Source organism: Pseudomonas germanica (genome assembly GCF_019614655.1).
Lineage (GTDB): Bacteria > Pseudomonadota > Gammaproteobacteria > Pseudomonadales > Pseudomonadaceae > Aquipseudomonas > Aquipseudomonas neuropathica.
Genome location: NZ_CP071586.1, coordinates 3893862 through 3912082 on the forward strand (window position 1 = coordinate 3893862; position 18221 = coordinate 3912082).

General features: G+C 57.6%; 14 protein-coding genes, 3 tRNA genes and 1 pseudogene. 8 read left to right on the forward strand and 10 right to left on the reverse strand.

What is annotated here, in order from left to right:
- Positions 1-469: 469 nt before the first annotated feature.
- The 9 genes and pseudogenes from J0G10_RS17255 to J0G10_RS30020 all read right to left on the reverse strand — a co-directional run bounded on the left by J0G10_RS17255 (position 470) and on the right by J0G10_RS30020 (position 6305).
- Positions 470-1793 (reverse strand): annotated as a pseudogene (locus tag J0G10_RS17255) (tyrosine-type recombinase/integrase).
- Positions 1794-1965: 172 nt separating this feature from the next.
- Positions 1966-2052: transfer RNA gene (locus tag J0G10_RS17260), tRNA-Leu, on the reverse strand.
- A gap of 197 nt (positions 2053-2249) precedes the next feature.
- Positions 2250-2323, reverse strand: a tRNA-Cys gene (locus J0G10_RS17265).
- 47 nt (positions 2324-2370) lie between these two features.
- Positions 2371-2446: transfer RNA gene (locus tag J0G10_RS17270), tRNA-Gly, on the reverse strand.
- Positions 2447-2506: 60 nt separating this feature from the next.
- Positions 2507-3067 carry a CDP-diacylglycerol--glycerol-3-phosphate 3-phosphatidyltransferase gene (gene pgsA, locus J0G10_RS17275; protein ID WP_007950102.1) on the reverse strand — a complete coding sequence of 187 codons (561 nt, stop codon included), beginning with the start codon at positions 3065-3067 and terminating at the stop codon, positions 2507-2509.
- Between the two features lie 32 nt (positions 3068-3099).
- On the reverse strand, positions 3100-4923 hold the full coding sequence (uvrC, locus tag J0G10_RS17280; RefSeq protein WP_093430986.1) for an excinuclease ABC subunit UvrC: 1824 nt from the start codon (positions 4921-4923) through the stop codon (positions 3100-3102).
- Positions 4924-4925: 2 nt separating this feature from the next.
- Positions 4926-5567 carry a response regulator transcription factor GacA gene (gacA, locus tag J0G10_RS17285; RefSeq protein WP_016984198.1) on the reverse strand — a complete coding sequence of 214 codons (642 nt, stop codon included), beginning with the start codon at positions 5565-5567 and terminating at the stop codon, positions 4926-4928.
- A gap of 127 nt (positions 5568-5694) precedes the next feature.
- The gene (locus J0G10_RS17290; protein WP_220556340.1) at positions 5695-6138 is read right to left on the reverse strand and encodes a GNAT family N-acetyltransferase; all 444 of its coding nucleotides are present in this window, start codon (positions 6136-6138) and stop codon (positions 5695-5697) included.
- Positions 6138-6305: a hypothetical protein gene (locus J0G10_RS30020; protein WP_245397985.1), complete on the reverse strand. Its 168-nt coding sequence runs from the start codon at positions 6303-6305 to the stop codon at positions 6138-6140. Before J0G10_RS30020 ends, J0G10_RS17290 begins: the two co-directional genes overlap by 1 nt.
- 614 nt (positions 6306-6919) lie before the next feature.
- Between J0G10_RS30020 and J0G10_RS17300 the strand changes: the two genes are divergently transcribed.
- Positions 6920-7996 (forward strand): 3-deoxy-7-phosphoheptulonate synthase, encoded by a 1077-nt coding sequence (locus J0G10_RS17300; protein ID WP_095047799.1) that lies wholly within the window; start codon positions 6920-6922, stop codon positions 7994-7996.
- Positions 7997-8050: 54 nt separating this feature from the next.
- Here J0G10_RS17300 and J0G10_RS17305 read toward each other — a convergent pair whose 3' ends face one another.
- Entirely contained in the window at positions 8051-9130 is a 1080-nt protein-coding gene (locus tag J0G10_RS17305; RefSeq protein ID WP_095047800.1) for a hypothetical protein, read from the reverse strand.
- Between the two features lie 335 nt (positions 9131-9465).
- Between J0G10_RS17305 and J0G10_RS17310 the strand changes: the two genes are divergently transcribed.
- From J0G10_RS17310 to J0G10_RS17340, 7 genes are all read left to right on the forward strand, one after another.
- On the forward strand, positions 9466-10335 hold the full coding sequence (locus tag J0G10_RS17310; RefSeq protein WP_095048096.1) for a lipase family alpha/beta hydrolase: 870 nt from the start codon (positions 9466-9468) through the stop codon (positions 10333-10335).
- Between the two features lie 98 nt (positions 10336-10433).
- Positions 10434-10715 carry a peptidylprolyl isomerase gene (locus tag J0G10_RS17315; protein ID WP_007912303.1) on the forward strand — a complete coding sequence of 94 codons (282 nt, stop codon included), beginning with the start codon at positions 10434-10436 and terminating at the stop codon, positions 10713-10715.
- A gap of 133 nt (positions 10716-10848) precedes the next feature.
- Positions 10849-12717 carry an extracellular solute-binding protein gene (locus tag J0G10_RS17320; RefSeq protein ID WP_093430974.1) on the forward strand — a complete coding sequence of 623 codons (1869 nt, stop codon included), beginning with the start codon at positions 10849-10851 and terminating at the stop codon, positions 12715-12717.
- Positions 12717-13778 (forward strand): microcin C ABC transporter permease YejB, encoded by a 1062-nt coding sequence (locus tag J0G10_RS17325; protein ID WP_034154280.1) that lies wholly within the window; start codon positions 12717-12719, stop codon positions 13776-13778. Before J0G10_RS17320 ends, J0G10_RS17325 begins: the two co-directional genes overlap by 1 nt.
- Entirely contained in the window at positions 13778-14800 is a 1023-nt protein-coding gene (locus J0G10_RS17330) for an ABC transporter permease (RefSeq protein WP_095047801.1), read from the forward strand. The genes J0G10_RS17325 and J0G10_RS17330 overlap by 1 nt, the downstream gene beginning before the upstream one ends.
- Positions 14801-14809: 9 nt before the next feature.
- The gene (locus J0G10_RS17335; protein ID WP_095126358.1) at positions 14810-16384 is read left to right on the forward strand and encodes an ABC transporter ATP-binding protein; all 1575 of its coding nucleotides are present in this window, start codon (positions 14810-14812) and stop codon (positions 16382-16384) included.
- Positions 16385-16550: 166 nt separating this feature from the next.
- Complete coding sequence (locus J0G10_RS17340; protein ID WP_220556341.1) at positions 16551-17957, forward strand: sigma-54 interaction domain-containing protein; 1407 nt, start codon at positions 16551-16553, stop codon at positions 17955-17957.
- The last annotated feature ends 264 nt before the right edge of the window (positions 17958-18221 follow it).

Consider the following 18221-nt stretch of genomic DNA (forward strand, 5'->3'; position numbering starts at 1 on the left):
CTCTAGACTCGCAGCGCTTTGTGCGCGGAGCAAGAACCATAGCTGGACTTACAGAGACAATCGGCAGTACCGGCGGCAGGGCTGGATGCTGGCGCATTCAACCCACGCGCTTCATTTTTGCTTCGAAGCTGAGATGTCTTGCCAAATGGTGTTCTCCTGCGCAATAAAAAATCCGACTCAAGGGCAGCATATCGTGATCATTAGCCCGTAGAAATCAGATGCTGACCGTCATTTTTCGAGTTTCTCCCGATGCCTCAGGTGGCATGTGAAGTCCAGCCCTCCAGTGGCAACTCTAAGAACAACAAACGCCCATCAGAAGCACTCAACTGTAACGGTAACATCCTTTGCCACCGCTCGAAGTTAACACCTCAGCTTGAGCCCCGGAGCACGGCACACGAGGGAACAGCGAAACTTTCCAGATTGAGGGCGAACAACCTTTAACCCCCCTAACGAAGCATTCGCCGCACGCCTACTTCATTGCGCCACGTTTTACTTTTAACCGATTGACATTCTCGCCGGCCTGATTCGCAAACTCGTGAGGGGTGACATGCTCCTGAAGATTGGCCTCAAGGTACCGGCTCCACCAGTTCATGATCAGCCTGCGCTCTTCAATGAACTCTGCCTTGTGAATGTAGGCGGCACGAACGCTGTTCCGCTCTCGATGGCTCATCTGTCTTTCAATAGCCGTCTCTGACCACAGCCCTGACTCAACCAGTGCGCTACAGGCCATTGAGCGGAAGCCGTGACCACAGATCTCGGTCTTGGTTTCGTACCCCATCGTGCGCAACGCTTTGTTCACGGTGTTTTCTGACATCGGCTTCCAGGCCCTAGCATCACCGGCAAATACCAGCTCGAATGTGCCAGTGAGGGTATGGATCTGTTCAAGCACGGCCACAACTTGCGGCGATAAAGGCACAAGATGAACATCGCCCGCCATTTTCGTCCCCCGCGTTGAATGGCGTACGTCCTCCAGCTCCGGCCGAGTATCCGGGATCTCCCATACGCCACGCTTGAGGTCGAACTCACACCAGCGAGCGAAACGTAATTCACTCGAGCGAACAAAACACGTGCAGCGACAGCATGAGCGTTAGCCGGGTCAGCTCTCGGCCCTTGTAGGCATTGATTCGTGCCAGCAATTCAGGCAGGCGTGATAGGGGCAATGCAGGCCGATGGGAGACTCGCGGCGCTTTGATCAAGCCCTGAAGATCGTACGCAGGGTTTATCGGAATAAGACGAAGGCGTTTTGCCTCACGCATAATACTTTGCAGGTATCTTTGTACCCTTAAGGCGACGTCAATCGTTCCTCGTTTTCTGATCGCCTCCAAAGGTTGCATCAGATCATAAGTATCGAGATCAGCAATCGCGCGGGCACCGATAAACGGGAAAACATAGTTATTCAGACGGTTCAACACATTCTTGGAATGGTCGCGTGTCCATCTGGCCGACATGTTCTTGTGCCAGTCCAACGCAACGCTTTCAAAGGTACGGCCGTTGACAGCATCTTCCGTTTTGGCTTTACGCTTGTTCTCAACGGGATCAATGCCGTCTGCGAGCATCCGCTTCGCATCTAAACGCTTCTGGCGCGCATCGGCAAGGCCAACCACAGGATAGCTGCCGAGGGAGGTCAACCCCTCCCGCCCGTCAGGCTTTACGTACCTGAGACGCCAGCCTTTACGGCCATTGGGTTGGATTAGGAGATAGAGACCGTCGCCGTCGAAAAGCTTGTAGGGACGGTCTGTTGGCTTGGCTAAACGGCAAGCAGCGTCAGTAAGCGGAGCAGTTGTGCGCGACATAAGGGTACTATCCTTAATCGAACCAAAAACTTCCCCTAACTTTACCCTCTAAATGACCGGATTCCAGAAGAATGGACAAGAATCCGACGGAATGCTAAAACGAAAAAACCCGCCAGAAGGCAGGTTTTTCAAGGCTTCCAAAGAACTTAACAGCGTTCAGTGGAATGCAAGATGGTGCCCGAAGCCGGAATCGAACCGGCACGCCCTTACGAGCGGGGGATTTTAAGTCCCATGCGTCTACCAGTTTCGCCATTCGGGCGGTAGCGCGGCGCTGCTTATCTTCTGCTGCACAGTCGCGATCCTGACAGGATCAAGCCTTGAACAGCAGTGCGGGAAATATATACATCACTTCCCGGTGAAGCAAGTTTGCAATGGCCGTTATTCAAGACTAAATCTTGCAGCGCAGTGCAAATAAAAAAGCTCCGTAAATCATGGATCTACGGAGCTTGTTTATAGTGGAGGCCGAGGTCGGAATCGAACCGGCGTAGGTGGATTTGCAATCCACTGCATAACCATTTTGCTACTCGGCCTCAAAGTATCTGCTGTCAGTAGCACAACAACAAACACTGTACAAACTTGGAGCGGGAAACGAGACTCGAACTCGCGACCCCGACCTTGGCAAGGTCGTGCTCTACCAACTGAGCTATTCCCGCTTGGTGATGCGCATTCTATAGAATTAAGAAGCTCCGTCAACCCTTTGATTCAAAAAAGTTTTATTTCTTTTCAACATCAGTCTTCAGGTGCGGCCAAGCGGCGCGCAGGTACTGCACCATCGACCACAAGGTCAGGCCGGCAGAGACCATCAGCAAGGCATAACCCAAGATAACCCAGAAACTGAAGTCCTTCGGGTTGGCCAACAGAATGACCAGCGCAAGCATCTGCGCCGCGGTTTTCCACTTGCCCAGATTTGAAACGGCTACGTGGGCACGGGCGCCGAGTTCGGCCATCCATTCACGCAATGCCGACACCACAATCTCGCGACCGATGATGACAGCAGCCGGCAGAGTGAGCCAAAGATTGCCGTGTTCTTGAACGAGCAGCACCAGTGCCACCGCAACCATGAGCTTGTCGGCTACCGGATCGAGAAACGCCCCGAACGGAGTGCTTTGCTCCAGACGGCGAGCCAGATAACCGTCCAGCCAATCCGTCGCTGCCGCAAAGGCAAACACCGAGGCGGAGGCCATGTAACTCCACTGATAAGGCAGATAGAACAGCAAAATGAAGATCGGAATGAGCAGGACGCGTAGAACGGTAATCAGATTAGGGATATTCATCGGCACAACTGGCTACGAGGTGAAGGGGCATTCTACTCGCTATGCAGGTTCGCATAAATCGACTCTGCGAGCTTTTTACTGATCCCCGGGGCTTTGGCGATCTCTTCGATGCTTGCACGAGTCAGCTCCTGCAATCCACCAAAATGTTTCAACAAGTCGCGACGTCGGGTCGGCCCAACGCCGGCAACGCCTTCCAGCGTTGACGTACGGCGGGTTTTGCCACGGCGTGCGCGGTGTCCGGTAATCGCGAAGCGGTGCGCCTCATCGCGAATCTGTTGAATCAAGTGCAGCGCCGGCGAGTCGCCACGCAAGGTGAACTCATGCGCTGCATCATTTAGATACAACGTTTCGAAGCCCGCCTTGCGAGTAGCGCCTTTGGCGACACCGAGCAGAATCAGATCTGGTACGGCCAACTCGTTGAGAACATCGCGAGCCATCGACAGCTGGCCCTTGCCACCGTCCACCAGCAAGATGTCTGGCAACTTGCCCTCGCCTTCCTTGAGTTTGCTGAAGCGTCGCGTCAAGGCCTGATGCATGGCGGCATAGTCGTCACCCGCCGTGACCCCTTCGATGTTATAGCGCCGGTAGTCCGACTTGATCGCGCCTTCCGGGCCAAAGACCACACAGGAAGCAACCGTCGCCTCACCGCTGGAATGGCTGATGTCGTAGCATTCCAGGCGCTGCGGCGGTTCATCCAGATTCAACACTTCGGCCAAGGCTTCAAAGCGCGCGGCGGTGTGTTGGCGGTTGGCCAGGCGTGCACCCAATGCCTGCTCGGCGTTGGTGACGGCCAGTTGCTGCCAGCGTGCCCGCGTACCGCGCACCCGATGACTGATGGCAAGCTCGCGACCACGCAATTCATGGATCGCTTCGATCAACGTTGGAAAATCTTCATGCACCACGTTGACGATCAGCTCACTCGGCAAATCGCGCTCAGGGCTGCTGATGAAATACTGGCCAAGAAACGCGGCCATGACTTCCGACACGTCCTCTTCGATGCCGACTTGCGGAAAGAAATTCTTGCTGCCCAACACGCGTCCGCCACGCACACTGATCAAGTGCACGCAGGCGCCACCCGGGTTGACGAATGCCGCGATGACATCGATGTCCCCTGTGCCGCCTTCCATGCTTTGTTGATCCTGAACCCTGCGCAGCAGCGCGATCTGGTCACGCAACTCGGCGGCTCGTTCGAACTCCAGGTTGATCGCCGCCTCCTCCATCGCCGTGGACAGCTCGTTGGTCAGCGCGTGACTGCGCCCCTCAAGAAACATGACCGAGTGGCGCACGTCTTCGGCATACACGTCAGGCTCGACCAGCCCCACGCAAGGCGCCTTGCAGCGCTTGATCTGATACTGCAGACATGGGCGGGTACGGTTCTTGTAGTAGCTGTCTTCACACTGCCGAACGAAGAAGGTCTTTTGCAGCAGACTCAGGCTTTCACGTATGGCGCCGGCACTCGGATAGGGGCCGAAGTACTTGCCCTTGGCCTTTTTGGCCCCGCGATGAATGCTCAGGCGCGGAAACTGGCCGTCGGACAGAAAAACATAGGGATAGGATTTGTCGTCGCGCAGAAGGATATTGTACGGCGGCCGCCACTCCTTGATCAGCGTCTGCTCAAGCAGCAGCGCTTCGGTTTCATTGGCGGTGATGGTCGTTTCGACCTGCGCAATGCGCCCCACCAACGCGGCAGTCTTCGGCGCCAGGCCGGTTTTGCGAAAGTAGCTGGCCAGGCGTTTTTTCAGGTTCTTGGCCTTGCCCACGTACAACAGGCGTGCATCGCTGTCGAACATGCGATAGACGCCTGGGCGTCCACTGACTGTCGACAGAAACGCGCCGGAATCGAATGTTTCAGTCATGGTCAGAGGCTGGCATCAACCATGCCGTGACGAACCGCCAACAGGGTCAACTCGACATCGCTGCTGATCGAAAGCTTCTCGAAAATACGATAGCGATAGGTGTTCACGGTTTTTGGCGACAGGCACAATTTGTCGGAAATGATCTGTACCTTCTGACAGCCGACAATCATCAAGGCGATCTGAATTTCGCGCTCGGACAAGGCATCGAAGGGAGAGTCGTTGGAGGGCTGGAAGGATTTGATCGCCAATTGCTGGGCAATCTGCGGACTGATATAGCGTTGGCCGGCAAATACCAGGCGAATCGCCTGAACCATTTCCGGCAAACCCGCGCCCTTGGTCAGATAACCCGCAGCACCGGCCTGCAACAAGCGTGTCGGGAAAGGATCCTCCTCACACACCGTGACCGCGACCACCTTGATATCCGGATGACTGCGCAACAGTTTGCGCGTGGCTTCCAGGCCGCCGATGCCAGGCATCTTGACGTCCATCAGCACCACATCGGGCTTCAACTCTCGGGCCTTGATCAGGGACTCTTCCCCGGATTCGGCCTGGCCAACCACCTGCAAGCCATCGATATCGGCCAGCATACGTGTAATGCCTGTACGAACGAGATCATGGTCATCGACCACTAGCACCCTAATCAAGCAGACACCTCGCGATATGGTCATATTGGGATGCCGGACACCTTAGCAAAAAGTGCCACGCAGACCTAGCGGAAAGCGTCATTTAAAAAGTTTCAATTCATCATTGAAGGCTTGCCGGCCGTGGGTTTCAGAGCACATGTGTACCGATATCAAGCTGCATTCGCAGAAAACACTCGTCCGCGCCCTGAACCTGTAGTCCTTTTCTCTCATACAAGTTTCTCGCCGGATTATTTTCAAATACGGTCAGGCGTAGAGCCGGGCGTCTTTCTTTGCGGACCATGTCGATAACCTGATCGATCGCCCAAGAACCAGCACCCTGCCCCTGATACGTTTCAGCAATCTGCAGTTCACGAATGTACAGCGCGCGTATATCCCGACTGAGACTGAGAAAGCCCACTGGCACATCACCCTTCACTATCAGCCAGTTTTGCCGCCCCAACCACGCCACGTCGAACGCTTCGTCCTGCCATAGCAGGTCATGGCGAATGTAGTAGCGCAGCATGTTCTGACAGGTAAGATCACGGGCAAACGCCAGATCTTCTGGAACCGCCAATCGTAAGTGGAATGTCATCAGGCTTGCACAACAGGAACAATTCGCCCCAGCCATGCACCCACGACGCGCTCGGCCATGACCAACAGATCACCTGCCCCGGCCGCTGCGGCCTCGATAAAGCGACAGTGTAAAAACTCACCGGCAATGAGCAGAGAATGGGCAGCAGCAATGTTTTGTGTCGACACGGTTCATCCTTGGTCATCAAGCGAAGTGCAGAATGTCACAACTCCAGCGCGACGCTAGCAATAGATGTTTCGTTGATTACGCGATAGCAATTTCTGATTGCTGAGGCGTATCGGCCTCTAGTAAGCTCGGCCCATTCATTGGAGACAGACCATGTTCAACGCCCTCTCACAGCTTCGTACTGCCAGCGCCTTGCGCTCGGTTGCGGCTGCCCGGGTGAATGACGTTTGCGCTCCGGTCAGCTTTTATTTTGGGTATTGGTTTAGCCACTGGCGCGCCTGATACCCAAACGGCGCCCATAACAACGGGTCGCCTACCAGAGAATTCTCAACCCCCGGTCGGCCTCCCGACCGGGGGTTTTGTTTTTTCAGCCCCAAACTTTTCAGCAACACACCAGACACTTTGAGGATTCACGAAATGAACTACGCCACTTATTACCGTTACGACAGCTTTAACGCCTGGCGATTTACCAGCTTCCGCTCGGGACAGCCTGCCGCCTCCGATCGGTCACCTACAGGTGGCAAGCACACCCACGTAGCCAATACGGCCAATTGTCGAACACCCCAGTAGGGCCGAGCGAGCGGGAGAACCCGCCGCCAGCCCAGGAAGACCGAATATGAACTCGTCCGTTTCTGCTCTGCCGCTGTCCACCCTGAATCCTGCCAACGAAGCATTGACTCTGCGTCTGCCCAGCTCGTTGCAACTCAAACAGCAATTGCCCCTGAGCAATGCCTTGAGTCAGCAAGTCACCGCCCACCGTCAGGCAGTTCGCGCCATTCTCAACGGCCAGGATCAGCGCCTGCTGGTCATCGTCGGGCCCTGCTCTATCCATGATCCGCAATCCGCACTCGAATACGCTGGCAAGCTCGCTCGACTGGCTGAGGAAGTCAGCGGCGAAATGCTGTTGGTGATGCGAGCTTATGTCGAAAAACCGCGCACCACGGTCGGCTGGAAAGGTCTGGCCTACGACCCGCATCTGGATGGCAGTGATGACATGGCTGGCGGCCTTACGCTTTCGCGTGAGCTGATGCTGGAAATGATCCGCCTCGGCCTGCCGGTGGCCACTGAGTTGCTGCAACCCATGGCTGCCGGTTACTTCGATGACTTGTTGAGCTGGGTGGCCATTGGCGCGCGTACCACTGAATCGCAGATCCATCGGGAGATGGCCAGTGGATTGGGCATGCCCGTCGGCTTCAAGAACGGCACCGACGGCGGTGCCGCCATTGCGGTTGACGCCATGCGTTCGGCAGCCCATCCGCACCGGCATTTCGGCGTCGATAGTCAGGGCCATCCGGCCATCATTCAAACGCCAGGCAACCCCGACACCCATCTGGTTCTGCGCGGCGGCCATAAAGGGCCGAACCATGATCGCGAGAGCGTGACCAAAATCCATGCCGACCTGGATCGCCTGAAGATTCCGAGCCGGATCATGGTCGATTGCAGCCACGCCAATAGTGGCAAGGACCCGCTACGCCAGCCTGGCGTCTTCAACGAAGTGCTTGAGCAACGCCTGCAAGGTGACCGTTCTCTGATCGGCATGATGATCGAGTCTCACCTGTTCGAGGGCTGCCAACCGCTGAGCGAATCCCTGCGTTACGGGGTTTCGATTACCGATGGCTGCCTCGGTTTCAGCGCAACGGAGCGTTTGCTGCTGGACGCATCTCAACGTCTCAGTGCCCAGGCAAAAGGCTGATTATCCGGCCAGCCCCGCGGATTTATTGCAAACCGCAGGGCTGGTCACGCCGCGTTACCCCTCCACTCGCACCTGTGTGGCCGCAGACGTCTGACTGACATCGTCCAGACGTTCAACCGTGTAGGCCACCCGCACGGTCGTGCCATGGTGCTCACGCCAGAATCGGTGCGGCACAATGAAGATCAGCGGCTTCCCCGCCGTCTCCCGAGTGATTTCACGGTCATCCCGATGATTGAACAGTTCCCCGTCGCACTTGAGATAGACCAACTCGCCTTCCTGCGTCCGGGCATTACCGATCACGACGGTGACGCCATCGACGGAGTCCTCTTTCAACAGCACGCCGTCTTCAGCTTCAAGTACATCGGGAGCCTCAAGCTCTCCCCGCAGGAACGGGGTAACGAGAATTCTTGCCGCCTCGGACTCGCGAATGACTCCGCCCGCCTGCTCGACCTGATAGCGCACCACTACCTCGCCGCCGAGATGAGCAGCGATGTGCGCCCCTTCAACCCAGAATGACAGTACGTCTGCGACAGCAAAGGCTTCGACCTTCAAACTGTCGCTGAACGTTGCGGACAATGCGTCAGCGCCCCACAGCAACGTGACTCGATCCCCCGCCGCCATTCGGGCATAAGGCTGGAGCACAATAAGCGTGCCGTCCGGCACCCGCGCCGGATCCAGCGTCCCTCCGACCGCACCCTCGACAATCGGCGCAAGCAATTGTGGCCGCACATCACCCACGGACAAATGCACACGGGCAGACACCGCCGGTTCAGCCGAGCGCGCACTGAACAGTTTCCAGTAGACCGCCAGCGAACCGCCATCCAGTGCAGCGATATGCAGGCCTTTGATCACGAAAACGATGTCTTTGCCGACCTGGGCTTCGCTGACATAGCGAACCATTTCATGCTGATAAGCAAAGCCCTCTATGTCCAGACCGTCCCAACTCAAGAGCAACTGATCGCCGCAGCTCATGTTTGCATAAGGAGCAATACGGACAACGACCTTGCCCAGTGATGGATCAAGCACCGTCCCCTTCAGACTATCAACGGTTGCCGCTGGCAGCAGTTCGTTCGAAACACAGGGGCTGGCGGGGTGGCGCATCCGGTAGCAAAACTCGACTTCGTGCGTGTGCATTAGTGGCTCCATTCCTTGGAAAGAACGCCGCTTTCATGGGCGGCGTCGACAGCCAACATTGAACGCTATTGCGCACACTTTCGATGTCAGCCTCATCCGCCGCGAACATCCGGCAAAGGCCTCCCACCGGGTAGGCAAACTACGCAAAAACGCCATCAACCGAGCGAAAGATGTCCTCAACTTCCGATTCGGATTTCATAAGTATCTGAAAATTCGTACAGCCACTAGTCCAGATTCAACGGCCAAGAGAAGCCCCTTCTTACTTCTTCGGCTGGATGAGTGTTTTAGAGTGGCCTCCGGATTCCCCGATGAACTTCTGCGAAAAAGGTAAGAACATGCAACGGAATGCTTCAACTCGCTATCCCGTCCTGTTGGTACATGGCCTGTTCGGATTCGAGCGCATCGGTCACTTCGAGCTGTTCCATGACGTAAAGGACGCTCTGAAAACGGCCGGCAGCCGAGTGTTTGTTCCGCACCTGTCTGCCACCCATAAAAACGAAACCAGGGGTGAACAATTACTTGCACAGATTGATCGTGTCTTGCGAGGCACAGGTGCAGACAAAGTCAACCTCATAGGACACAGTCAGGGAGCACTGGCTGCTCGATACGCTGCGGCGCTCGCGCCACACGCCGTCGCTTCCGTAACCTCCGTCAGCGGCCCGAATCACGGTTCGGAACTGGCCGACTTTCTGCGTAAGGCCCTGATACCCGGGCGGCTGCCGGAGGTCGTCGCCCAAAATGTAGCGACGCTATTTGCCGATTTTCTATCGTTGCTCAGTGGCAGTGTCACCTTGCCGCAGAACGCACTGGCGGCGCTCAATGCACTGACGACCGAAGGCGTAGGCGAGTTCAACGACAAGTTTCCGCAGGGATTGCCCAGCACTTGGGGCGGACAAGGCCCGGAACAGGTCAACGGCGTACGCTATTACTCATGGAGCGGCGTCCTGCCGGCCAACAGCCCGTCGACACTCGATCCAACCCAAAGCATTTGCCACGCGTTATCGCAGTACTTCATGACCGAAACGCAGCAGAATGACGGCTTCGTTGGCCGCTTCAGTTCTCACTTGGGGCAAGTGATCCGCTCCGACTACCCGCTGGATCATCTGGGCAGCCTGCGCCGCACGGCCAGCACGGCAACCGCACTGCCCGACCCGATTGAGCTGTACGTCGAACATGCTGAACGTCTGCGAGCCGCGAATCTCTGATCAAAGCCACGGACAACCGAACGGAACTTTGCCGAGAATTCGCCCACTGAATCCGGTAGGCTCCACACTTTTACTGAAATAGATTGGAGAGTTTCCCCATGGCTAAAGCCACTGCCCGCCACATCCTGGTTTCCAGCGAAGACAAGTGCAACGAACTCAAGGCCCAGATCGAAGGCGGCGCTGATTTCGCCGAAGTCGCCAAGGCCAACTCCACCTGCCCATCGAGCCGTCAGGGCGGTGATCTGGGTTCGTTCGGTCCTGGCCAGATGGTCAAGGAATTCGACACCGTGGTCTTCAGCGCGCCAATCAACGTCGTGCAAGGTCCGGTAAAAACCCAGTTCGGTTATCACCTGCTGGAAGTCACCAGCCGTCAGGACTGATCCGTCGCCTGATTGCTCGCCAACGGCCCGCCTTCTGGTGGGCCGTTGTGTTTCAGTTACATATACGGCTGGCGACTGACGCGCCTCTCGCGTACAACTTGCGCTTATCGATTTCCCGGTTCCAAGGCTGACAATGCGACTGGTTTTCCCCACATTGATGCTCACCGCCCTCGCCCTGTTGACGGGCGCCACCGGCGCAAACGCTGCACCGCAACACGCGTTGACCGTTTATGGCGAGCCTGCCAAGTATCCTGCCGGCTTCAGTCATTTCGACTACACCAACCTGCAAGCGCCAAAGGGCGGGACAATGCGCCGCTCGGCCATCGAGATCGGCCACTTCGACCATGTCCTTCCTTATATAGACAAAGGCATCGGCGTCACTCAGATCGATGGCTTGCTCTATTCGCCGCTGGCCCAGCGTTCGCTCGACGAGCCTTACACGGTCTACGGTCTGGTCGCGCAAAAGATGGAACGCTCGGATGATGGTCTGTCGCTGCGCTTCTATATCAATCCCAAGGCACGCTTCGCCGACGGCAAAGCGATCACCGCCGAAGACGTGCGTTACACCTACGATTTATTGATGACCCAGGGCAGCCTGCGTTATCGCACCCAGTTTGCCGACGTCAAAGGCGTCGAAGTCGAAGCGCCGCTAACCGTGCGCTTCGATTTCAAGAGTAATGAAAACCGCACCCTGCCACTGGACATCGCGACCCTGCCGGTATTCCCCGAGCATTGGTGGAAGAGCCGCGATTTCGCCGGCGGCGGCGGTTATGAAGCCCCCTTGGGCAGCGGCCCGTATCGAGTCGGCAAGGTCGATTCGGGGCGCAGTATCACGTTTGAACGCAACGCCGACTGGTGGGGCAAGGATCTGCCGGTCAGTCGTGGCTTGTACAATTTCGATCATTTCAGCATCGAGTACTTCGGTGATACCGACGTCGCCCGCCAAGTGCTGCGCGGTGGCGCCTATGACTACAACCGCGAGTTTTCGGCCACTGGCTACTCGATCGGCTATGACAGCCCGGCACTGAGCGACGGACGCCTGCAAAAGGCGCATCTGGCCACCGAGGCGCCACAGTCAGCCCAGGGTTTTGTGTTCAACCTGCAGAAACCCATGTTCGCCGATCGCCGCGTACGCCAGGCCTTGGCCATGCTTTGGGATTTCGAGTGGAGCAACCGGCAGATGATGCGCGGTATGTATATCCGCCAGCAGAGCTACTTTTCCAACACACAACTGGCGGCAAGCGAACTGCCCGATGCGCAGGAACTGAAAATCCTCGAACCGCTGCGCGGCCAGGTTCCCGAAGAGGTTTTCACTAAAGTCTTCGAAGCGCCGAAAACCGATGGCAGCGGTGTCATCCGTGACAAACAGTTGCAGGCCCTCGAACTGCTCGAACAGGCGGGCTGGAAACCGGATGGCGATCAGTTGGTGAACGCCCAGGGCGAACCACTGAGCTTCACCTTCCTGGTCAGCCAGAACGGCATGGATCGCTTGTTGCTGCCGTACAAGCGCACGCTGAAACAGATCGGCATCGATCTGAACATTCGCCGTATCGACTCCTCGCAATACGTCAATCGCCTGATGAGCCGCGACTACGACATGATCGTCACCGGCTACCCGGTCAGCACCTCGCCGGGGGGCGAATTGCTCAATTACTTCGCCTCCGCGTCGGCCAACGACCCAGGCGCGAACAACTATATGGTGTTGAAAAATCCTGCCGTGGATACGTTGATCAACGGCCTGATCCGCGCCTCCACCCAGTCCGACATGCTGCATTACGCGCACGCCTTGGACCGGGTGCTGCAATGGAATTACTACTGGATTCCCAACTACTATCCACCGGGCACCTCGACCGTGTGGTGGAACCGCTTCGGCATACCGTCGGTGCAAGCCAGCAATGACGAAGCCATCGAGAGCTGGTGGGAAATCAGCAGCACACCGCTGACCAATCAGCAGATGACCGCGGAAAAAATTGCCCGTGGCAGACCCGGAGGGCCGCACTGATGTGGGGTTACATACTGCGGCGCCTGCTGCTGATCATCCCGACGCTGGTGATCATCCTGCTGGTCAATTTCGTGATTATCCAGGCCGCGCCCGGCGGTCCGGTGGAACAGGCCATCGCCCACCTGCAAGGGATCGGCGGCGCCAGTGTCGGCGGCGGTGCCAGCGAAACCATGAGCGGTACTTCCCGCGCCAGTCGCGGCCTCGATCCGCAACTGATCAAGGACATCGAAAAACAGTACGGCTTCGACAAACCGGCCCATGAGCGCCTGTGGCTGATGCTGAAGAACTACGCACAACTGGATTTCGGCAAAAGCTTTTTCCGTGGCGCGACAGTCACCGACCTGATCCTGGAAAAAATGCCCGTGACCATTTCCCTCGGGCTATGGGCGACGCTGATCACCTATCTGGTGTCGATCCCGCTGGGGATCCGCAAGGCCGTGCACCATGGCAGTCATTTCGATATCTGGAGCAGCACGGCGATCATCATCGGCTACGCGATGCCGGCGTTTCTGTTTGCGATGTTCTTGATCGTGGTGTTTGCCGGCGGCACGTCATTGAACTGGTTTCCGGTGCGTGGCCTGGTGTCGGATAACTTCGAATCGCTGTCGACCCTCGGCAAGATTGCCGACTACTTCTGGCACTTGGTGCTGCCGGTGACGGCACTGGTGATCGGAGGTTTCGCCACGCTGACGATCCTGACCAAGAACTCGTTTCTCAATGAAATCACCCGCCAGTATGTGGTGACCGCTCGCGCCAAAGGCCTGAGCGAGCGTCGCGTGCTGTACGGCCATGTGTTCCGCAACGCGATGCTGCTGGTGGTGTCCGGCATCCCGCAGGCGTTCATCAGTGTGTTCTTCGCCGGCTCCTTGCTGATCGAAGTGATCTTCTCCCTCGATGGTCTTGGGCGCATGAGTTACGAAGCAGCAGTTTCGCGGGATTATCCGGTGGTGTTCGGTTCGCTGTTCATCTTTACCCTCTTCGGCCTGCTGATAAAACTGGTGGGTGACCTGTGCTACACGCTGGTCGACCCGCGTATCGACTTCGCCGCGAGGAACGCCTGATGTTCAAGCTCTCCCCTCTAGGGCGTCGGCGCTTCGAGCGCTTCAAGAAAAACCGCCGTGGCTGGTGGTCGTTATGGCTGTTTATCGGCCTGTTTGTGCTGACACTGGGTGGTGAGTTGATCGCCAATGACAAGCCTCTGGTCGTCAGCTATCAGGACCAGTGGTACTTCCCGGTGTTCAAGCGCCACACCGAACAGGAGTTCGGCGGACAACTGCCATTCCAGGCCGATTATCGCAGCGACTATGTGCAGAACCTGATTCGCAAGGACGGCGGCTGGCTACTGTTCCCGCCGATTCCGTTCAGTGACGACACACCGAACTACGACCTCACCAAACCGGCGCCGAGCCCGCCGACGTCAGTCAACTGGTTAGGCACAGACGATCAATCGCGGGATGTACTGGCGCGAGTGATATTCGGCGCGCGGGTGTCGATTCTGTTTGCCTTGATGCTGACCTTTGTCAGCGCTCTGATCGGCATCGCCGCCGGGGCATTGCAGGGCTACTACGGTGGCTGGGTCGATTTGCTCGGGCAGCGCGTGCTGGAAGTCTGGTCGGGGCTGCCAGTGTTGTACCTGCTGATCATCCTCTCTGGTTTCGTCGAGCCGAATTTCTGGTGGCTGCTGGGGATCATGGCGCTGTTCTCATGGCTGGCGCTGGTGGATGTGGTGCGCGCCGAGTTTCTGCGCGGACGTAATCTGGAGTACGTCAAAGCCGCCCGCGCGCTGGGCCTGAGCGATCGCAAGGTGATCTTCCGGCACATTCTGCCCAACGCCATGAATGCAACATTGAGCTACTTGCCGTTCATTCTGACCGGGGCGATTTCCACCCTCACCGCGCTGGATTTTCTCGGTTTCGGCATGCCCGCCGGCAGCGCCTCGCTGGGTGAGTTGATCGGCCAGGGCAAACAGAATCTGCAAGCACCGTGGCTCGGGTTGACGGCGTTTTTCACCCTGGCGCTGATTCTTTCTTTATTGGTGTTCATCGGCGAAGCGTTACGTGACGCCTTCGACCCTCGATCCTGAAGCGTGGCCATGACTGACAACCTGATTGAAATCCGTAACCTCAACGTTGCCTTCCATGACCAGACCGTGGTGCGCGACCTGTGCCTGGACATTCGCCCCGGTGAGTGTCTGGCCCTGGTTGGCGAGTCGGGCTCGGGCAAATCGGTGACTGCCCATTCGATTCTGCAATTGCTGCCCGAAAGCGAAGCGCAAACCACTGGCAGCATTCGCTATCGCGGACAGGAACTGATCGGCGCCGATCCCAAAGTCTTGCGCGAACTGCGTGGCAACCGCATCGCCATGATTTTTCAGGAGCCGATGACCTCGCTGAATCCGCTGCACACCATCGAAAAACAGATCGGCGAAACCCTGCTGCTGCACCGTGGCCTCGGCGGTAAAGCGGCGCAGGCGCGGATCCTCGAACTGCTCGGACTGGTGGGCATCCAGAAACCCAAGGAACGCCTCAAGGCTTACCCGCATCAACTCTCCGGCGGACAACGACAACGGGTGATGATCGCCATGGCCCTGGCCTGCGAACCGGAGCTGTTGATCGCCGATGAACCGACCACCGCGCTCGACGTGACCGTGCAGCGCAAGATCCTGCTGCTGCTCAAATCCCTGCAACAGCGCCTGGGCATGTCGCTGCTGCTGATCAGCCATGACCTCAATCTGGTGCGCAGCATCGCGCAACGGGTGTGCGTGATGAAGGCCGGGGAAATCGTCGAGCAGGCGCCCTGCGAAACCCTGTTCACCGAACCGAAGCATCCTTATAGCTGCGTGCTGCTCAACGCCGAGCCCGAAGGCGAAGCACTGCCTCGGGATGAGCGCGAAAACGTACTGGAGGTCGACGATCTCAAGGTTGAGTTTGTCGTCGGTGGCGGTCTGTTCCAGCGCAAGCAGTACCTGCGTGCGGTGGATGGCATCAGCCTAAGCATCCAGCGTGGCAAGACGCTGGGCATCGTCGGCGAGTCTGGCTCCGGCAAATCGACGCTGGGTCAGGCGATCCTGCGTCTGCTCGACTCCGAAGGCAGTATCCGCTTTCAGGGCGAGGCACTCGACGGTCTCAATCAGAAGCAAATGCGCCCATGGCGCCGACAGATGCAGGTGGTGTTTCAGGATCCGTTCGGCAGCCTCAGCCCGCGCATGTCAGTCGCGCAGATCATCAGCGAAGGCCTGGAAGTGCATTGCGAGTCAAGCGCTGACGAGTGCGATGAACAAGTCATCCGCGTACTCAAAGAGGTCGGTCTCGACCCGCAAAGTCGCCATCGCTATCCCCACGAATTCTCCGGTGGCCAGCGCCAACGCATCGCTATCGCGCGGGCTCTGGTGCTGAAACCGGCGCTGATCCTGCTCGACGAGCCGACGTCGGCGCTGGATCGCACGGTACAGAAACAAGTGGTCGCGCTGCTCCGCCAGCTTCAGGAAAAACACGGTCTGACTTATCTGTTCATCAGCCATGACCTGGCGGTGGTGCGCGCGCTGGCCCACGACATGATCGTGATCAAGGACGGCAAAGTGGTCGAGCGTGGCGCCAGCCATGAGGTGTTTGCTGCACCGCAGCATCCGTACACCAAAGAGCTGTTGGCGGCGGCGCATCCGGGGTAGGCGTCATATGTGTTCGGCGTGAAACCGGGTCGAGGCTTTCGCGAGCAAGCTCGCTCCCACAAGGTTCACGCCGGACACAAAATTTGGGAAAGACCCAATCTACTGTGGGAGCGAGCCTGCTCGCGAAGGGGCCGGCACAGGCCATACACAATCAGGATCAGCCTCCATGAACACCACCGAAAGCCTCAAGGACTACCAACGGGTGCGCACCCTGGCGATCCGTTCGCTGTTCGAGATCATCGAGCAATCCAGCGAGGGCACGGTGATTGTCGACCGCGATGCCAACATCGTCTGGATGAACGAGCGCTACGCCCGGCGTTTCGGTCTTGAATCGGCTGCAGGCGCGATCGGCAAACCCTGTGAAAGCGTAATTCCCGGCAGCCTGTTGCGCGAAGTCGTGCGCACCGGTCGCCCTATTCTTCTGGACATGCAGGACACGCCGAAAGAGCCTTTGGTGGTGATGCGTCTACCAATCCACGACGACGCCGGCACGGTCATCGGCGCGATCGGTTTTGCCCTGTTCGACGAGTTGCGCACGTTGTCACCGATGCTCAAACGTTACTTGAGCATGCAGGAAGAACTGGCCTCGACCCGTTCTCTGCTGCGCGCCCGACAAACCAAATACAACTTCGCCCATTTCATCGGCACCAGCGCTGCCAGCCTTGAAGTCAAGCGCCGCGCCCGGCGCAGTGCCAGCGCCGAGTCGCCAGTGTTGCTGCTCGGCGAAACCGGCACTGGTAAAGAGTTGCTGGCTCAAGCCATTCACAGCGCCTCGCCACGGGCGCACAAAGCGTTCGTCAGCATCAACAGCGCGGCAATTCCCGAGGCACTGCTAGAGGCGGAATTTTTCGGCACGGCACCGGGCGCGTTCACCGGCGCCGACCGCAAGGGTCGCACCGGCAAGTTGCAGATCGCTCAGGGCGGCACGTTATTCCTCGACGAAATCGGCGACATGCCGCTGCCCTTGCAGAGCAAACTGCTGCGCGTGTTGCAGGAAAAGGAGTTCGAACCGGTCGGCTCCAACGAGGTGATTCAGAGCGACGTGCGCGTGATTGCTGCCACCTCGACCGATCTGCAAGCGGCGATCAAGCGCGGCGAGTTCCGCGCCGATTTGTACTATCGCCTGAATGTGTTGCCGATTCAGGTGCCGCCATTGCGTGAACGCCTTGATGATTTACCGGCACTCAGTGAAGCGATTCTGGAAGAACTGCGCAGCCAACACGAACTGCACCGGGATGCGCTGGCGTTGCTCGGCCAGCATGCCTGGCCGGGGAACATTCGCGAACTGCGTAATGTGCTCGAACGGGCGGCGTTGCTCAGTGATGACTTGATGCTGACTGAGCAGGATATTCGTGCGGCGATTGGCACCTTGACGCCAGTTGAGCGTGCCTCGGTGCCGACGATGGAGACGCTGGCTGACGAGACTTTTGCTCAGGCGCGGGAGCGGTTTGATCGGCAGTTGATTCAGGCAGCTCTTGCGAAATGTGCGGGGAACGTGCCGGAAGCGGCGGTACGATTGGGGCTTGGGCGGTCGACGTTGTACAAGAAGATGGTGGCGTTGGGGATTGCCTGAGTCTCCAAATAGAGACAATGATCTCTTTCTGTAGATCGATTGTTTGAAGATCAAAAGATCGCAGCCTTCGGCAGCTCCTACAGGGGAAATTCGCGTCCGCACTGTAGGAGCTGCCGAAGGCTGCGATCTTTTCGGCTTAACTCAGTCTCTAAAACGAGACAAAGTCATTGAAAGCTTTCAGCCACAACCAATAATATCTATATATTTCAACAGCTTAAACATATGGCACAGATCTCGCTATAGCCTCTCCCACACCCGTTCTAC